The organism is Chelativorans intermedius (genome assembly GCF_025398255.1).
In the GTDB taxonomy this organism is placed as follows: domain Bacteria; phylum Pseudomonadota; class Alphaproteobacteria; order Rhizobiales; family Rhizobiaceae; genus Chelativorans; species Chelativorans intermedius.
The window spans coordinates 287,499-304,725 of sequence record NZ_JAODNW010000002.1 but is presented as its reverse complement, the minus strand read 5'-3'; the positions used below and the strand labels follow the sequence as shown (position 1 = coordinate 304,725).

Annotated in this window: 17 protein-coding genes; 5 read left to right on the top strand and 12 right to left on the bottom strand. The window is 65.4% G+C overall.

Annotated elements, in window-relative coordinates:
- Positions 1 to 5 precede the first annotated feature (5 nt).
- The 10 genes from NYR58_RS03625 to NYR58_RS03580 form a co-directional block, all read right to left on the bottom strand.
- Complete coding sequence (locus NYR58_RS03625; RefSeq protein ID WP_261519102.1) at positions 6 to 1,154, bottom strand: acyl-CoA dehydrogenase family protein; 1,149 nt, start codon at positions 1,152 to 1,154, stop codon at positions 6 to 8.
- Positions 1,154 to 1,957 (bottom strand): enoyl-CoA hydratase family protein, encoded by an 804-nt coding sequence (locus tag NYR58_RS03620; RefSeq protein WP_261519173.1) that lies wholly within the window; start codon positions 1,955 to 1,957, stop codon positions 1,154 to 1,156. Before NYR58_RS03620 ends, NYR58_RS03625 begins: the two co-directional genes overlap by 1 nt.
- 11 nt (positions 1,958 to 1,968) lie before the next feature.
- Entirely contained in the window at positions 1,969 to 2,451 is a 483-nt protein-coding gene (locus NYR58_RS03615) for a MarR family winged helix-turn-helix transcriptional regulator (RefSeq protein ID WP_261519101.1), read from the bottom strand.
- On the bottom strand, positions 2,448 to 3,209 hold the full coding sequence (locus NYR58_RS03610; protein WP_261519100.1) for an SDR family NAD(P)-dependent oxidoreductase: 762 nt from the start codon (positions 3,207 to 3,209) through the stop codon (positions 2,448 to 2,450). The genes NYR58_RS03615 and NYR58_RS03610 overlap by 4 nt, the downstream gene beginning before the upstream one ends.
- Positions 3,209 to 5,497: a bifunctional salicylyl-CoA 5-hydroxylase/oxidoreductase gene (locus tag NYR58_RS03605; RefSeq protein ID WP_261519099.1), complete on the bottom strand. Its 2,289-nt coding sequence runs from the start codon at positions 5,495 to 5,497 to the stop codon at positions 3,209 to 3,211. Before NYR58_RS03605 ends, NYR58_RS03610 begins: the two co-directional genes overlap by 1 nt.
- A 222-nt stretch (positions 5,498 to 5,719) precedes the next feature.
- Positions 5,720 to 6,634, bottom strand: coding sequence for an SMP-30/gluconolactonase/LRE family protein (locus NYR58_RS03600; RefSeq protein ID WP_261519098.1), 915 nt, complete (start codon positions 6,632 to 6,634; stop codon positions 5,720 to 5,722).
- A 14-nt stretch (positions 6,635 to 6,648) separates the two neighbouring features.
- Complete coding sequence (locus NYR58_RS03595) at positions 6,649 to 7,599, bottom strand: ABC transporter permease (protein ID WP_261519097.1); 951 nt, start codon at positions 7,597 to 7,599, stop codon at positions 6,649 to 6,651.
- Complete coding sequence (locus NYR58_RS03590; RefSeq protein ID WP_261519096.1) at positions 7,596 to 8,543, bottom strand: ABC transporter permease; 948 nt, start codon at positions 8,541 to 8,543, stop codon at positions 7,596 to 7,598. The genes NYR58_RS03595 and NYR58_RS03590 overlap by 4 nt, the downstream gene beginning before the upstream one ends.
- The gene (locus NYR58_RS03585; protein ID WP_261519095.1) at positions 8,540 to 10,000 is read right to left on the bottom strand and encodes a sugar ABC transporter ATP-binding protein; all 1,461 of its coding nucleotides are present in this window, start codon (positions 9,998 to 10,000) and stop codon (positions 8,540 to 8,542) included. Before NYR58_RS03585 ends, NYR58_RS03590 begins: the two co-directional genes overlap by 4 nt.
- Positions 10,001 to 10,063: 63 nt before the next feature.
- Positions 10,064 to 11,080, bottom strand: a complete 1,017-nt coding sequence (locus NYR58_RS03580; RefSeq protein WP_261519094.1) for an ABC transporter substrate-binding protein — start codon at positions 11,078 to 11,080, stop codon at positions 10,064 to 10,066.
- Positions 11,081 to 11,332: 252 nt separating this feature from the next.
- Between NYR58_RS03580 and NYR58_RS03575 the strand changes: the two genes are divergently transcribed.
- Together NYR58_RS03575 and NYR58_RS03570 are read left to right on the top strand one after the other, a co-directional pair.
- A complete protein-coding gene (locus NYR58_RS03575) occupies positions 11,333 to 12,571 on the top strand; it encodes a GAF domain-containing sensor histidine kinase (protein ID WP_261519093.1) in 1,239 nt (412 codons plus the stop codon).
- Positions 12,568 to 13,287, top strand: coding sequence for a response regulator transcription factor (locus NYR58_RS03570; protein WP_261519092.1), 720 nt, complete (start codon positions 12,568 to 12,570; stop codon positions 13,285 to 13,287). The genes NYR58_RS03575 and NYR58_RS03570 overlap by 4 nt, the downstream gene beginning before the upstream one ends.
- A gap of 8 nt (positions 13,288 to 13,295) precedes the next feature.
- Here NYR58_RS03570 and NYR58_RS03565 read toward each other — a convergent pair whose 3' ends face one another.
- On the bottom strand, positions 13,296 to 14,225 hold the full coding sequence (locus NYR58_RS03565; RefSeq protein WP_261519091.1) for an ArsR/SmtB family transcription factor: 930 nt from the start codon (positions 14,223 to 14,225) through the stop codon (positions 13,296 to 13,298).
- A gap of 311 nt (positions 14,226 to 14,536) precedes the next feature.
- On the opposite strand from NYR58_RS03565, the gene NYR58_RS03560 reads away from it, so the two are divergent.
- The 3 genes from NYR58_RS03560 (at position 14,537) to NYR58_RS03550 (ending at position 16,162) form a co-directional block, all read left to right on the top strand.
- Complete coding sequence (locus tag NYR58_RS03560; RefSeq protein ID WP_261519090.1) at positions 14,537 to 14,803, top strand: metal-sensing transcriptional repressor; 267 nt, start codon at positions 14,537 to 14,539, stop codon at positions 14,801 to 14,803.
- A gap of 7 nt (positions 14,804 to 14,810) precedes the next feature.
- Positions 14,811 to 15,776 (top strand): CDF family Co(II)/Ni(II) efflux transporter DmeF, encoded by a 966-nt coding sequence (gene dmeF, locus NYR58_RS03555; RefSeq protein ID WP_261519089.1) that lies wholly within the window; start codon positions 14,811 to 14,813, stop codon positions 15,774 to 15,776.
- Positions 15,777 to 15,973: 197 nt separating this feature from the next.
- On the top strand, positions 15,974 to 16,162 hold the full coding sequence (locus NYR58_RS03550) for a hypothetical protein (protein ID WP_261519088.1): 189 nt from the start codon (positions 15,974 to 15,976) through the stop codon (positions 16,160 to 16,162).
- A gap of 179 nt (positions 16,163 to 16,341) precedes the next feature.
- Here NYR58_RS03550 and NYR58_RS03545 read toward each other — a convergent pair whose 3' ends face one another.
- Positions 16,342 to 17,226: a dihydrodipicolinate synthase family protein gene (locus NYR58_RS03545; RefSeq protein ID WP_261519087.1), complete on the bottom strand. Its 885-nt coding sequence runs from the start codon at positions 17,224 to 17,226 to the stop codon at positions 16,342 to 16,344.
- Between the last annotated feature and the right edge of the window lies 1 nt (position 17,227).

Sequence of the window (17,227 nt, the reverse complement as noted above, 5' to 3'; positions counted from 1 at the left end):
GCCTCTCAAGCGTTTGAGAGCAGCTGCCGGGCAATCACCACCTTCTGCACATCGGAGGCCCCCTCATAGATGCGCAGGGCGCGTATCTCGCGATAGAGGCTTTCGACGATATGTCCGCGGCGCACGCCGTCCCCGCCGTGAAGCTGCACGGCGCGGTCGATCACATCCTGTGCGCGGTCCGTGGCGAAGAGCTTTGCCATCGCGGCCTCCCGCGTGACGCGGGCAGCCCCCATGTCCTTGGTCCAGGCGGCACGGTAGACCAGAAGGGCCGCGGCATCCACATCAAGGGCCATCTGTGCCAGGTGCCCCTGCACCATCTGCAACTCGGCCATGGGCGCGCCGAAAAGCTTTCTCCCGGCTGCCCGCCCGAGGCTTTCCTGCAGCGCACGGCGGGCAAAGCCGAGTGCGGCGGCCCCCACCGTGGCGCGGAAGACGTCGAGCACCGACATGGCGATGCGAAAGCCCTCGCCCGGCCTGCCGATCATGGCTGAAGCCGGCAGGCGGGCCCTGTCGAAGCGGAGGCGGGCCAAGGGGTGCGGCGCCATCACCTGAAGCCGCTCGGCAACGGCAAGCCCCTTCGTGTCCGCGGGCACCAGAAAGGCGGAAATGCCCTTGGCCCCCGGCGCTTCGCCCGTGCGCGCGAAGACGACATAGAAATCCGCGATGCCGCCATTGGAGATCCAGGTCTTCTCGCCCTCCAGCACATAGTGATCGCCGTCGCGCTCGGCGGTCATCTCCATATGGGCGACGTCGGAGCCGGAGCGCGGCTCGGAGAGGGCAAAGGCAGCGATTGCCGTGCCGGCCCGCGTCCGCTCCAGCCAGCGTTGCTGATCGGGGGTTCCGTAGAGGCTGATGGCGCCGGTGCCGAGCCCCTGCATGGCGAAGGCGAAATCGGCAAGCCCGTCGTGGCGCGCCAGCGTCTCGCGGGTGATGCACAGGGTGCGCACGTCGAGCGGCGCGGGGTCGGCGGGATCGACCGCCGTCGGTTTCAGCCAGCCATCGCGACCGAGCCTTGCAACCAGTTCGCGGCAGGCCGCATCGACATCGCCGTGGTCGACCGGCAGATTGGCCGCGCACCAGGCTTCCAGCCGCTGCGCATGGGCGCGGTGGCGCTCCTCGAAGAATGGCCAGGAGAGAAAGCTTTTGTCCACCATCAATTGCCCTCGAACACCGGCTTTTCCTTGGCGACGAAGGCGCGGTAGGCGCGCTCGAAGTCCCTCGTCTGCATGCAGATCGCCTGCGCCTGCGCTTCGGCCTCGATCGCCTGGTCGAGGCCCATCGCCCATTCCTGGTTGAGCTGCGTCTTTGTGATGCCATGCGCGAAGGTGGGACCGGAGACGATGCGACCGGCCAGTTCCAGGGCCTCCGCCGCCAGCGTTTCGCCGGGCACCAGCCGGTTGTAGAACCCCCAGCGCTCGCCCTCCTCGGCCGACATGGTGCGGCCCGTATAGAGAAGTTCCGCCGCCCGGCCCTGGCCGATGATGCGCGGCAGGATCGCACAGGCGCCCATGTCGCAACCGGCAAGCCCCACGCGGGTGAAGAGAAAGGCCGTTCTGGCCTCGGGTGTGGCAAGACGAATGTCCGCCGCCATGGCGAGGATGGCACCGGCACCCACGGCCACCCCTTCGACGGCGGCGATGATGGGCCTGCCGCAGTTGAGCATCGCCTTGACGAGATCGCCGGTCATGCGGGTGAAGGCCAGAAGCTCCTTCATTCCCATGCCGGTCAGGGGGGCGATGATGTCGTGCACATCGCCGCCCGAGCAGAAATTGCCGCCATTGGGCAGCAGCACGACCGCATCCACGTCATCGGCATAGGCGAGGTTGCGGAAGGTGTCGCGCAGCTCCGCATAGGACTCGAAGGTGAGCGGGTTCTTCCGCTGCGGCCTGTTGAGCTGAAGCACCGCCACCCGGCCTTCCATGCGCCACAGGAAATGCTCCGGCTCGAAGTTTGCCATCTTGACGGGGGTCAATGATCGATCTCCCAATTGCTGCGAAAGGCGCGAAGCATTTCCGAAAGCCGGTGCACCTCGGCCGTTTCGATGCTGCCCAGAAGCTCTGTAATCCAGCGCTCGTGGGCGGCTGCCATCTTCTCGAACAGCGCGACGCCGGCCGGCGTGAGCCGCACCACGGATGTGCGCTTGTCGCCCTCCTTCTTGGTGCGCATCACGAAACCGTCGCTCACCAGCCGGTCGACGATGCCCGTCACATTGCCGTTTGAGACCAGAAGGAAGCGCGAGAGATCGCTCATCAGCATGCCCTCGGGCCTGCGGTAGAGCGCCGACATCACGTCGAAGCGCGGCAGGGTCGTGTCGAACTCGCGCTTCAGGCGTTCGCGCAGCTCGCCCTCGACGATGCGCGTTGTGCGCAGCAGCCTGATCCACAGGCGCAGGCGCTGCTTGTCGCCGCGCTCCGGCTTCTGACCGACTGCCGACAGAGGTGCATTCATCATGTCTCGCCTCCCGAAATCGAAATGGCCTGGCCGGTGACGGAGCCGGCGCCCGGGCTCAGGAGCCACAGCACGGCGGATGCCACCTCTTCTGGCTGGATGAAGCGTCCCTGCGGATTGGCGGCCTTCAGGCTGGCGCGCGCCTCTTCCTGCGAGCGTCCCGTCTTCTCGACGATGCGGGCGACCGATTGATCCAGCATATCGGTCTCCACATAGCCGGGGCAGACCGCGTTTACGGTGATCCCGCTTGCGGCATATTCGATGGCAAGCGCCCGCATCAGGCCGATGACCCCGTGCTTGGATGCCACATAGGGCGCCACATAGGCATAGCCCTTGAGACCGGCGGCGGATGCCACGAAGACGATGCGCCCGGCCCTGCGCGCCGCCATGCCGGCAAGGGCCGGGCGCACCGTGAGAAAGGCGCCGGTGAGATTGATGTCGAGCATCCGTTTCCAGTCGGCAAGCGCCGTCCTTGCGGCGGGCGCGCTGGAGGCGACACCGGCATTGGCGACCACGATGTCGATGGCGCCGCGGGCCGCCTCGGACTGGCGGTAGAGGTGCTCCATCGAAGCCTCGTCGGTGATGTCGGCGGCCATGGCCTCGATGTTGGGATGGCGTGCGGCAACGGCCTTGAGCGGCTCCATGCGCCGCCCGCAGATGGTGACGGCCGCCCCCGCCTCGGCAAGCGCCAGCGCGATTGCCCGGCCAACACCCGAGCCGCCGCCCGTGACCAGCGCATGGGTTCCCACGATGGCGGTCATCACACCTTCCCCAGCATGGCGTCCCGCCGTTCGGCGAGGCGGTAGGCCTGTTCGCGGCCGCGCAGATAGGGATCGGGCCATTTCACCTGGCGGTCCCCCAGCTCCACCGCGGCATGCAGCGTCCAGTAGGGATCGGCCAGATGCGGCCGGGCGAGACAGACGAGGTCGGCGCGGCCGGCCATCAGGATGGAGTTCACATGGTCGGGTTCGTAGATGTTGCCGACCGCCATGGTGGCCATGCCTGTCTCGTTGCGGATGCGGTCGGAGAAAGGGGTCTGGAACATGCGGCCGTATACCGGCTTGGCGCGCAGCGAGGTCTGCCCAGCGGAGACGTCGCAGATGTCCACGCCCGCCGCCTGCAGCAGGCGGGCGATCTCCACCGCGTCCTGCGGGCCGATCCCCTCTTCGCCCACCCAGTCATTGGCGGAAATGCGCACCGAGATCGGCTTTTCCTGCGGCCAGACCGCGCGCACGGCGTGGAAGACCTCCAGGGGGAAGCGCATGCGGTTTTCGAGACTGCCGCCATATTCGTCGGTGCGCCGGTTGGTGAGTGGCGTGATGAAGGCCGACAGCAGATAGCCATGGGCCATGTGGAGTTCGAGCATGTCGAAGCCGGCGCGGTCCGCCATCTCGGCGGCGGCGACGAAGGCATCGCGCACCGCGTCCATGTCCTTGCGTGTCATTTCCCTGGGAACGGGGTGGGCATCGCTCCAGGCCACCGCGGAGGGCGCAATCAGCGGCCAGTTGCCGGAGACGAGCGGCGCCTCCGCATCCTCCCAGGGAACCTGGGTCGAGCCCTTGGCGCCGGCATGGCCGATCTGGGCGCAGATCTTCGCCTCCGTCTCGCGGTGCACGAAATCGACGATGCGTTTCCAGGCGGCCTCGTGCTCGGGCGCATAGAGGCCCGGGCAGCCCGGCGTGATGCGCCCTTGCGGCGTCACGCAGGTCATTTCGATGAAGACGAGCCCCGCCCCGCCCTTGGCGCGCTCCGCATAATGCACGAAATGCCAGTCGGTCGGGCAGCCGTCCACTGCCTTGTACTGGGCCATGGGCGAGACCACGATACGGTTGACGAGCTTCATATCGCGCAGCCTGAAGGGCGCGAACATGGGCGCGCGAGCGCCGTCGGTGCCGCCGGCCCGGCGCTGGAACCAGGCCTCCGCGCCGGCCAGCCATTGCGGATCGCGCAGGCGCAGATTCTCATGGCTGATGCGCTGCGAGCGGGTGAGCAGCGAATAGTTGAACTGAACCGGGTCGAGATGCAGGTAGCGCTCGACATCCTCGAACCATTCGAGCGAGTTGCGCGCCGCCGACTGCAGCCTCAACACCTCGGTGCGCCGCGCCTCCTCATATTTCTGGAACGCGGCCTGCAGCGTCGGCTCGCTGTGGATGTAGTCGGCCAGCGCCACGGCGCTTTCAAGCGCAAGCTTGGTGCCCGAACCGATGGAGAAATGGGCGCTCGCCGCCGCATCGCCCATCAGAGCCAGGTTCTGATGCGACCAGCGCGCGCACAGCACGCGGGGGAAGTTGATCCAGGCCGACCCGCGGATGTGGTTGGCGTTGGACATGAGCTTGTGGCCACCCAGATGCGCGGCGAAGATCCGCTCGCAGGTGGCGATGGATTCCTCCTTCGACATCGCGCCGAAGCCGAACTTCTCCCAGGTCTGCTGCGAGCACTCGACGATGAAGGTCGCCGTGTCGCGGTCGAACTGATAGGCATGGGCCCATACCCAGCCGTGCTCGGTCTCCTCGAATATGAAGGTGAAGGCATCGTCGAATTTCTGATGCGTGCCGAGCCAGACGAACTTGCACTTGCGGATGTCGATGTCAGGCTCGAAGACATCGGCAAAGGCCGTGCGGGACCTGGAGTTGAGGCCGTCGGCGGCGATGACGACGTCATGGCTTTTCATGAAGGGCCGTGGATCGTCGATCTCGGTCTGGAAATGCAGATCGACGCCAAGCGCGCGCGCCCGCTCCTGAAGGATAAGAAGCAGCTTCTTGCGTCCGATGCCGCAAAAGCCGTGCCCGGTGGAAACGGTCCGGGTGCCGCGATAGAAGACGGCGATGTCGTCCCAATAGGCGAAATTCTCGCGGATCGCCGCAGCACTGACGGGATCGTTGGCCTGCAGATTGGCCAGTGTCTCGTCGGACAGAACCACCCCCCAGCCGAAGGTGTCGTCCGGCCGGTTGCGCTCATAGACGGCCACCTCATGACCGGGATCCCTGAGCTTCATCGAGATCGCCGAGTAAAGGCCAGCCGGACCACCGCCAAGAACCGCAACCCTCATCCCATCTTCCTCGCTCTCGACTTCCACCTGGAAACAGGATCGCACCGATAGCGATATATTTCAAGCCTAAAATATCAGGCGCCCGAAACGGCCCCTGCAAGGCGGCAGAACGCAGGCGGCCGCGGCGCTTGCGGGAAAGCGCGCGCGGCCGGTCTCCCGTTCTTCCAGAAGGCCCGGGCGGGACAGGGGCACCGGAGCGGAGCGCGCCGGGCCCTCAAGCCCTCACGGCCACTGGGCGCCGGCAACGGCGACGTAGAGGGAATAGAGCGCGGTGGTGGCGGTGATGAACAGGCGGTTGTGCCGCGGACCGCCGAAGGTCAGGTTGGCCACCGTCTGGGGGATTAGGATCTTGCCCAGAAGTTGCCCGTCGGGGGCAAAGCAGTGGATGCCGTCACCCGCGCTCGACCAGACATTGCCCTGCCGATCGACGCGCAGGCCGTCGGGAATGCCGTTGTCGATGAGGGCGAAGACGCGGCCGTTTTCGAGCCGACCGCCCGGCAGGACATCGAAGGCGCGGATATGGCGCGGTGCGCTCTCGTCGTGGCTGGCTGCGGAATCGGCGACATAGAGCGTCTTCTCGTCGGGCGAGAAGGCTAGGCCGTTGGGCTGGCGGAAGTCGCTCACCACGGCGGCAAGGGCGCCGCTTTCGGGCTCCAGGCGATAGACATTGCGCGTCTCCTGCTCCGGCTCGGCCTTGTAGCCTTCATAGTCGGAGAGAATGCCATAGGTGGGGTCGGTGAACCACACCGAGCCGTCGGAGTGCACCACAACGTCGTTGGGAGAGTTGAGCCGTTTGCCCGCATGGGCTTCTGCCAGCACGGTGATGGTGCCGTCAATCTCCGTGCGGGTGAGGCGGCGCGTGCCGTGCTCGCAGGTCACCAGCCGGCCCTGGCGGTCGCGCGTGTTGCCGTTGGCGAAGTTCGAAGGCTGGCGAAAGATGCTGACGCCGCCATCCGGTACCCAGCGCAGCATGCGCTGGTTGGGGATGTCGCTGAAGACAAGCTGGCAGGCATCGTCGAACCACACCGGACCTTCGGCCCAGCGGCAGCCCGAATAAAGCTCCTCCAGGCGCGCATTGGGCACGATGAGCATGCGGAAGCGGGGGTCATGGACTTCGTAGAGGGGATCGTTCGTCATGAGGTGCTCTGTTGTCAGGGTTGGCGGGCGCGGCGGCCGCTGGCCACCACGATCACGCCGATGATGATGAGCCCGGTCATGATGAGGCGGAAACCAGCACCAAGCCCGTATGTGTTGAGCATGGAGACGACCAGGAAAAGGAAAAGCGAGGCGCCCCAGATGCCCGGCACGTTGGAATCGCCGCCGGCCACGGAGGTGCCGCCGATAACCACCACGGCGATCGACATCAGGAGATACTCCGCGCCCATATTGAGCGCCGCGCCACCCGAGAAGCAGGCGAGCAGATAGCCGCACAGCGCGGCGAGAACCGCGCACAGCACATAGGTGGCGAAACGCGTGCCATCGACCGGGATGCCGGCCATGCGGGCGGCTGCCATGCTCTGGCCGATGGCCAGGATCCACCGGCCATAGAGGGATTTCTCAAGCAGCACCCACGCGATGACAGCCACGAGCAGCGCCACGATGGCCATGTTGGGGATGGCGAAGGTGCTCGATGTGGTGAACTCGGCAAGCAGGCTCGGCGGCTTGATCCGCAGGCCGCGGTTGGTCCAGATGGCCGCCGACTGCACGATGAAGCTCATGGCCAGGGTGGCAATGATGGGCGGGATGCGCAGCAGCTTGATGAGGCCGTAATTGCCCACGCCGACGGCGATGCCGATGGCAAGCGCGACGACCAGGCCCGGCGCGATCATGCCATTGTCGACATTCATCAGCTTGAGCGCCACGGTGCCGGCAAGCGTCATGGTTGCCGGCACCGACAGGTCGATATTGCCCGGCCCCAGGGTGATGACGAACATCTGGCCGGTACCGACGATGACCGAGAAGGCGGCAAAGGTCAGTGCGGCCTGGGTGAGGCCGAAGGCCCCTGCTCCACCGGTGACGGCCACCGTTGCCGTCCAGACGACGGCGGCGGCCAGCCATGACCAGATCCATGGTTTTGCGGCAAGTAGGTGCACGGCCTTCATCGCCGTCTCTCCCGGTTTTCAAGGCGGTTGAGCAGGAGCCGCAGCGCCAGAACGATCACGAGAATGGCGCCCTGCGCGCCGATCTGCCAGTCGGGAGAAATGCGCAGAAAGGAAAGGAAGGACCCGGCGAGCGTCAGGGTCAGCGCGCCGATGACGGCACCGATGGGCGAGACGCGCCCGCCGACGAACTCTCCGCCGCCCAGAATGACACCGGCGATGGAAAGCAATGTATAGCGCAGCGCGATGTTGGCGTCTGCCGAGGTGGTGAGCCCGACCAGCGCGATGCCGGCGGCCACGGCAAAGGCGCCGGCAAGCCCGTAGGCGCCGGCTCTGGCCGCCAGCACGGACCAGCCGGCGCGCTCCACAGAGCGCTCGTTGCCGCCCACCCCACGCACCAGGACACCGAAAGAGGAGCGCATGACGATGAGGTGGCCGACCAGCGCGATCAGAATGCTGGCGACGATGGCCATGGGCACGAGCGGCGGCTTGGCCGTCATCAGCCAGCGCGCCCATTCAGGCGCCTGGCCGCCGGGTGCAGGCAGGAGCAGCACGGCAAGTCCCGTCCACACGAAGCTCATGCCGAGCGTGACGACGATGGAGGGCAGATCACGCAGGTGGATGATGACGCCGAGCGCGGCATAGGCGGCGATGGCGGCGAGCAGGATCAACCAGCCGAGCAGCGGCGTATCGTGCAGGAAGGTGGCCGCGACGCAGGCCACGAAGCTGACGAAGGCGCCCATCGACAGATCGAGATTGTTCACCGCCATGATGAGCATCTGGGCGATGGTGGCAAGCGCGATGGGAACCGCCAGATTGAACAGGAGATTGAGGCCGATATAGCTCATGGCCCGCGGCTGCAGCCAGAAGACGGCAGCCAGCAGGGCGGTCAGCGAGAGGGCGGGGATGAGCAGGCGAACGGTCTCGGAGGGCAGGCGCAGGTTCATGCGGCCGCTCCCTGGAAGGAGGCGGCGAGGATGTTCTTTTCGCTGACCTCGTCGCCATCGAGTTCGGCGACGATGGCGCCCTCACGGAAGACATAGACCCGGTCGCACAGACACACCTCCTCCATCTCCGTGGAGTACCACACGAAGGTGCGCCCGGCCTCCGCTTCCGAGCGGATGATGCGGTAGACCTCCTGCTTGGTGCCCACATCGACGCCGCGCATGGGATCGTCCATCAGCACCACGGGTGCACGGGTGGACAGCGCACGCGCGAACAGCACCTTCTGCTGGTTGCCACCAGACAACGACAGGACGGGATTTGCCATGGACTGGGTGCGGATCTCGATGCGCGCCTTCCAGCTCTCGGCCCTGGCTTCCTCGGCCTTCTCGTCCACCAGGCCATGGCGTGTCAGGTCCCCGAGGGAAGCGACGGACAGGTTCTTCAGGATGCTCCACAGTTCGAAAATGCCGTTAAGCCGCCGGTCGCCGGCCACGAAGGCAACGGCCGGATCGCGGCGCGGCCGCCAGTTGCCGCTTCTCAGCGCATGAAGCTTCAACAGCATTTCCGTCTGGCCGTGGCCGCTCAGCCCGGCAAGGCCGACGATCTCGCCTTCCCGCGCGGTGAAGGGGAGACCGCTGCCGGTCTGGCGAAGGACGATGGGGGCGGCCGCCAGATCGCGGTTCTGGCGGCGCGCGGCGGCACCCTTGGCGACGCTGCCCATCGCCTCGAAGAGGCTGTTGGCATCGAAGCCGCCGGCCGGGCGCTCGGCGACGATGCGGCCGTCCTTCATGACGATGATGCGATCGGCGGTGGCGAGAATCTCGTGCAGGATGTGCGAGATGAAGATGACGGCACCGCCTGCTTCCACGAAGCGGCGCACATGGGTGAGCATCTGTCTGGCCAGGCTGGCATCGAGGGAGGATGTGGGTTCATCGAGGATGACCAGACGCGGCGGCGTGCCGGCATCGGAGAACGCCATGGCGATCTCCACCATCTGGCGCTCGGCGATCGACAGCGTCCCCACCGTCTCGTCGCCGTCGATGCCATGGTCCGGAAAGATCCGATCGAGGCTTTCGCCGATGATGCGGCGCGCCCTGCCCCGCCAGCCCGCACCGCCGAGATTGCGGTGCATGATGCGGACATTCTCGGCCACGGTGAGATTGGGGCACAGGGACAGTTCCTGGAAGACGCAGCGCACGCCATGGGCGCGCGCGACGTTGATGCCATACCGCTCAAGCGCCCCGCCATTGCTCGCCACGCGGCCCGTATCGGGCGTCAGGCCGCCATTGATGACATTGACGATGGTCGACTTGCCGGCGCCATTGTGGCCGACCAGCCCGACGCATTCGCCCGGCATGATGGCAAGGCTCACACCATCGAGCGCTCTGACCGCGCCAAAGCTGATCCTGGCGTCCTCGACCTCGATGATGGGGTGCGCGGGCGCGGTCTTGTGTGTCATGGGCTTTCGTAAACCGGAGGGAACGGGCGCGACGCGCGAGGCGCCGCGCCGGGATATGCCAGCCTACATCGCCGCCTGGATCACCTCCAGCGCGTCTTCCTGCGAATATTCGATGTTCGCGACGCCGCCAGGCTCGGTGTTTGCAAGGCCCTCCTCCAGATTGTCCTGGTCGATGCGCAGGAAGGGAACGGTGAGATCCTTCGGCACCTCCTTGCCGTCCAGAATCTGCTGCGCCACCCAGAAGGCGAGCGTGGACACGCCGGGCGCGATGGAAACCGACATGGTCTCGTAGCCGTTGGCGTCCTTCTGCTCCTTCCACCAGGTCAGTTCGTCGTGGCGGTTGCCCATGATGATGATGGGCATCTCCCGGTCCGTTGCAGCAAAGGCCTGTGCCGCGCCGTATCCGTCCCCGCCCTGGGTGACCACGGCGTCGATCTTCGGCAGGCTCGGCAGAATGCCTGCCACCGCCTTCTGCGCCACGTCCTGCGCCCAGTCGCCGTGGACGGAGCCGACGATCTCGAACTGCGGATGTTCCTCGACGCCGGCATGGATGCCGCCGGAGATCTCGTCATCGACGAAGACCCCGGCAAGGCCACGGATTTCCAGCAGATTGCCGCCATCGGGCAGGCGGCCGGCCAGATATTCGATCTGGCTGCGGCCCATCTCGTGGAAGTCGACGGCGATGCGCCAGGCACAGGGTTCCGTGACGATACCGTCGAAGGAAACGACGACGATTCCGGCGTCGCAGGCTTCCTTGACGGCACCGTTCAGCCCCTCGGGCGAGGCAGCGTTCAGCACGATGGCGTCGTAGCCCTGCAGGATCATGTTCTGGATCTGGGCAGCCTGCTCGGTCACCTGGTTTTCCGCCGTGGTGAAGGCGTCGGCCGCAGCCACCACACCGTCGGCGACGGCCTGGCCCGTCACCTTGTTCCAGCTTGTCAGCATGGCCTGGCGCCAGGAATTGCCGGCATAGTTGTTGGACAGCGCGATGGTCTTGTCCGAGGTGTCGGCGCTTGCCGAAACGGGCAGGCCGACACACAGGGCGGCGGCCGATGCCAGCAGAATCTCGCGAATGTTCATGTCTCTCTCCCTTTGGATGACCGCTCGTCCGCCGCGTCCCGGCGGCGAGAGACGAACGATCCTGGCGTGCTGAAGTCTCCTCCCTCAGTCCGCGCAGGATGAAATAGAACACCGATCGTGTATAGGATCATTGAGGCAAGCCGTTTGCGGGATTTCCTGCAAATGATGCGGGTTCACGCAGGACGCGGGCGCCTGCTCGGGCGCTAATTCCTGCAAGGCGGCCGTCGGAGGACGGCCGGGGAGGATCACGACATGTTGCAGATGGCGCCCACGGCGCTCGTCGACCACTATCTGGGAATTTCCCGCCTGCTGGCCGGCCAGCTCGACTTCCGCTCGGCCATCCGCGCCGTGGCGGCGGAGGTCGCCCACATCCTGCCCCACGACCACATGGATGTCTGCATCCTCATGGTCGACGGCAAGTACCACACAGCCTATGAGACCGGCATGGACACGGCATGGAGCGCGCTGAAATCCGCGCCGGTGGCCAACAGCCCGATCCGCACGCTCCTTTGGGGCGAGGTGGATCATCTTCTCACCGACGATGCCTGCGTCGATCCCCGTTTCCACTTCGAGGGGGCCTTCAAGGGGCCGATCGTCGAGCAAAAGTTGAGAAGCCGCGTGCACGTGCCCATGAAGGTGCAGGGCGAGATCATCGGCGCGCTCTCCTGCTCCTCGCAGCGGGCCGGCGTCTACACGATGGAGGATGTGGCCCATGCCCGCGCCATTGCCGACCTGCTTTCCCCCTATTTCTTTGCCCTGCGGGCTGCCGAACAGGCGCAGCGCTCGGCCATCGTCGAGGCGGAAGCGCGCGCCCGCGAGGAAGGGCTGCGGCTTGGCGCGCTGAAGCTGACGGAGGCACTGGAACAGGAGCGCCAGCGCATCGGCATGGATCTGCACGACCAGACGCTCGCCGACCTTACGCGGCTCGCGCGGCGCATCGAGCAGCTTTCGCGCACGGGCGACATCACGCCCCAGGCGCTGGAGCCGCTCTCGCGCAGCCTGCAGCATTGCATGCAGGATCTGCGCCACATCATCGAGCAGGCCAGGCCCTCGGTGCTGCAGCTCTTCGGCCTCGTGGAGGCGGTGGAAAATCATCTGGAGCGTTCGGTGCGCGACAGCGGCATGGCCATCGCGTGGACGCTCATCGACGAGACGGACGGAGCCTGCGAACGGCTGGAGCCGACGGTGAGCGTGGCGCTGTTCCGCATTGCCCAGGAAGCGATCAACAATGCGGTGCGCCATGCCCGTCCGGGTGCGATCGAGGTGCGGCTTTCCTGGCGCGGCAGGCACTTTGCCATCCTGGTGGCCGACGATGGCGAGGGGTTCTGCCGCCCGCGCGGGCGCACCGGAGGCGGCATTGACAACATGAAGACGCGCGCCCGGCTGATTTCGGCAAAGTTCTCCATCGGGCCGGCGCAGTGCGGCAGGGGCACGGTGGTGAAGGTGCTTCTGCCCCTCCCTGCGGTGCAGACGCGTGGAGAGACGCCATGAAGGTTCTGATCGTCGAAGACGACCCGCTGCATCGCTCCTATCTCAACGAGGCGGTGCGCGCGGCGTTGCCCGAATGCGACACGGTGATCGAGGCGGAAAACGGCACGGCGGGCGAGGAGCTTGCCCGCCATCACCGCTCCGCCCACATTGTCATGGATCTGCAGATGAGCGTGAGGAACGGCATAGAGGCGGCCCGCACCATCTGGAAGGAGCGGCCGGAAACGCGCATCCTCTTCTGGTCCAACTATTCCGACGAAGCCTATGTGCGGGGCGTGTCGCGCATCGTGCCCGACGGGGCGGCCTATGGTTATGTGCTCAAGTCCGCCTCCGACGAACGGTTGAAACTGGCGCTTCGCTCGATCTTCGTCGAGAGCCAATGCGTGATCGACCGCGAGGTGCGCGGCCTTCAGCAGAAGAGCATGGGCCCTGTGGGCGGCTTCACCGACACCGAGTACGAGATCCTGGTCGACATCGCGCTGGGGCTGACCGACCGGGCCATCGCCCGGCGCCGCAACCTTTCGCTGCGAAGCGTGCAGAACCGCCTGCAGCAACTCTATGACAAGCTCGAGGTCTATCAGACGGCGGGCGAGGACGAGGAGGGCCGCTTCAATCTGCGCACCCGTGCCGTGGCCATCGCCTTCCTGCGCAAGCTGTTGAACTACAGCGCGCTTGAGCGGGCGGAAGCAGAGCTGAAGGAGTGGCTGGGGACGCGGTAAGACGCATCTCAGCGCTTCACATTGATGCGCATCACGATATCCTGATCGTAATTGCCGAAGCCGCGGCCGAAGATGTTCACGCCGCCGGGATGTTTGGCATCCTCTCGGATGCCGATGCGCATGCGGATCGAGTGGTGGCCGGCAAGGTCGAGCGCGTCGATGGTCACGTCGGAAATGCGAACGCTGTCGATATAGGAGCCCGTTCCGTTGATGCTCCACGTCTTGAGCATGCCGTATTGCGAGCCCTTCTGCTTCCACCAGGAGGGCGTATAGACGCCGCGCTTATCGCCGAAATCGCCCGGCGACGTCCAGGTTCCCACCTCCACGCCGTTGACCCACAGGGTAATGTCGGATGGCCAGTCGGCGCTCGTTCCCGGCACTTCCGACGACAGCTCCATCGAGAAGGCGATGCTCTCGATGTCGGAGCCGGCAAGCTTGGCATTGTTGGGAAACTGATACTCGACATAGCCGCGCCCGAACCATAGCAGCGACGCCTTCATGCGCTCGGGATCGAGGAAATAGTCCGGCACGTCGAGCAGGCCGATGATGCCGTCGACCGAGCACAGACCGCAGGGCGCCTGGGTGCTGCAGGCAGTGTAGAGGCCGAGCGGCATGGCCACCTCGATCGTGTTCTCCGCCTTGGGCGGCAACGTCTCCTTGAACAGCACCAGGATCTCGTCGAAGGCGGCATGGCAGATCTTCTGGTTCCCCTTGCGCGCCTTGACCGTCTCGCAGCGCACGAGCCCACCTTCCTCCAGGATCTGCAGGTTGGAGGAGACCGTCGATTGCGGCAGCGAGAGCCGGCGCGCGATGTCGTTGACATTCATCGGCCCATCGACCTGCAGCAGCTTGAGCATGCGGGCGCGCACGGGCGAAGCCAATCCCTTGAGCGTCACCATGTTCTCTTCGGGATCGATGACAAGGAAGTTGCGGTTCATGGATCACCGGTGGCGGGATAGACGGGAGCGCCACAATTCGCGGCGGCGGCAAGCATATCAAGAAGTTTGATGATGTCGATGCCGCAATGGTCTTGCACCGGCTCGCCCTCCGCCCCTGCGCGGACGGGAGGAAAGGCGGGATCCTGCCGTCGGGCTTGCGGATTTTCCTGCGCAGACGGCAAGGCGCACCGACAGCCCTTGCGATGCCCTCATGATGCGCGTTGCGGGCGGCGGCGCAGTCGGGAGCCCGCCCAAGGATATCGCCGCATCGCCAGTTGCCTTATCCTCTCCCAGGGGATAGGACTTACGCCATGAGCCACGCAAACAACCCCGAAATCATGGGCCGGCTTCGGCGAGCGGAGGGGCATCTTGCCGCCGTCTTGCGGATGGTCGCGGAGGGGCGGGACGGGCTGGCGATCGCGCAGCAGCTTCAGGCCGTCATCCGCGCGCTGGAGAAGTCCAAGCAGATGATTATCCATGATCACATCGACCATCACCTGGGAGAGATCGCCGGGCCACTGTCGCCCGAGCTGAAAGAGAAACTCGCCGGGTTTCGCGAAATCACCAAATATCTGTGAACGGCCCATGCACGCACATTCCATCGAGCGCTGGCGACACAGCCACAATTTCCTGGGCGCCGACCACGCCCGAAACGAGTATCGGACGTGGATCGTCGTCGCGCTGACCGCCATCATGATGGTTGGCGAGATCGTTGCTGGCCTGGCTTTCGGCTCGATGGCGCTGCTTGCCGACGGGTTCCATATGGCGACCCATGCGGGCGCGCTCTCCATCACCGGTCTTGCCTACTGGTATGCCCGCCGTCATGCCCACGACGCGCGCTTCAGTTTCGGCACCGGAAAGCTCGGCGAACTGGCCGGCTATTCGAGTGCGGTGATCCTGGCGATCATCGCATTGATGATCGGCATCGAATCGGTCCTGCGGCTCGCCGCACCCGTTCCGATCCGCTTCGACGAGGCGATCATCGTCGCCGTCATCGGTCTTCTCGTCAATCTCGCCAGCGCCTGGATCCTCCATGATGGCGGCAAAGGAGGCCACCACCATCATCACGACCACGGGCATGCAAAGCACGACCACCATCACCACCACGGCCATGACGATCACAATCTGCGCTCGGCCTATTTCCACGTGCTCACGGACGCGCTGACTTCGGTGCTGGCGATTGCGGCGCTTCTTGCCGGCCGCTTCTATGGCTGGCTGTGGATGGACCCGCTCATGGGGATTGTCGGCAGCCTGGTGATCGCCCGCTGGTCCTGGGGCCTTCTGAAGGGTGCGGGCGCGGTGCTTCTGGACATGACGCCGGACGGCGCCATGGCCGACCGCATGCGCGCCGCACTCGAACAGGGCGGTGACCGCATCGCAGACCTCCATCTGTGGCGGTTGGGCCCCGGCCACATGGCGGCCATCGTCTCGATCGTCTCGGATCGCCCGCAGGAGCCGTCCCACTACAAGTCGAAGCTGGCTGCGATCTCCAACCTGTCGCATGTGACGGTCGAAGTGCACCCGTGCCGCCATGGGGACGCGGCTCCCTAAAAAGGAACGCGCAGGCGACGGCGAGAGCGTGCAACCGGGTCAGGCGGAATCGGCCGTGCTCCCGAACGTCAGATCAGAGCCTGCACAAGGCCGTAGCGGTTCACCACCCTGGACCAGGGGGACGGAGGGATATCTTGCGTATATCTTGCATCCGGGAGCCAAGCCGATGGCCAACGCGGAAAAAGCCCGCCGCGACAGTGTCAACCAAGGAGCAGGCCATCCGGCTCAGCGCCATTCGCCAGCGGCAGAAATGGCGGGCGGGAACGCGGCTGATCGCCGAGGTGGCGCGGGCCTTGCAAGCCTTTGCGGGCCTTGCAACCTTCGACCGGAAGTTCGTGCAGGCGGCTGGTCACGAACGCGTGCGGGAAGCACAAGTGCGCCGATGAGGTGAAGATGCCGATCCCGCGACAACCAGCCGTCGCGATATTGCCGGTCTCCCTGCGCACGTCAGGATTGTCAGGCGGCCGTAAGCATCTTCCGTCTTCGCTTCGACCGCGCGATCCAAAGGCGGCTTTGTCACGTACCGTTAAAACGCACTTCTGGCGTCTGCGTTAAGGTTGCCCTTTCAAACTCCGAATTTGGTAAGGATGGCCTCGATCGCCTTGTCTTGGGCAGCGTCGGGAAGGAGAGCAGGCTGGCGAGAAAGGCCGACCGATGGATCGCGAAGGAAGAGTGCCCGTTTCACGAGCGCAGGCGGATAGCCGAGCTTGTACAGCTCGGTACGGAAGTGCGTATAGATGGACTGCGCCTCTGCTGCACCCGATTCGTCTCCGGCATTTACGCAGGAAATGATCCGGGCCAGCACGTCCGGCAACACATTGCCAAGACCGGAGATGCATCCGCGCGCGCCGTTGGTCACGGCCCAGTGCACAAGGTGGTCTGGGCCGGAATAGACGTCAAATCCATCCGTTTCACGACCGATCGCGATATAGGCTTCGAGCGTGTCCTGTGCGCCTCCGGAGTCCTTGATGCCGGCGATGTTGCCATGCGCTGCAAGCGTGCGCGCGGTTTCGGGCTCAATGTGGTTCTGCGTCCGAGCCGGGATGTCGTAGAGATAGACGGGCGTGTCGACGGAGTCTGCAACGCAGGTGAAATGGCGGATCAGCCCTTCCTGCGTGCATTCGATAAAGAAGGGCGTGATGACAGCGATCCCGTCAACCCCGATGCGGTCGAATTCCCGCGCCAGCAGGCGGGTCTCATGGGTCGCGGGCATCCCCGCATTGACGATCACCTCGGCGCGACCGGCAACTTCGTCGACCACCTCGGCGCACAGGCGAACCTTCTCATCAAAGGTCAGCGCCGAAAAATCGCCGTTTGTCCCGGCGCACATGATCTGATTCCCAGCCTCGATCTGACGCCGGACCTGCGCGCGCGTGGCCGCGTAGTTGATCGTCTCGTCCTCGTTGAAGCAGGTCACAAGCGCGACGAAAGCCTTCTTGTCCCCGGTCATG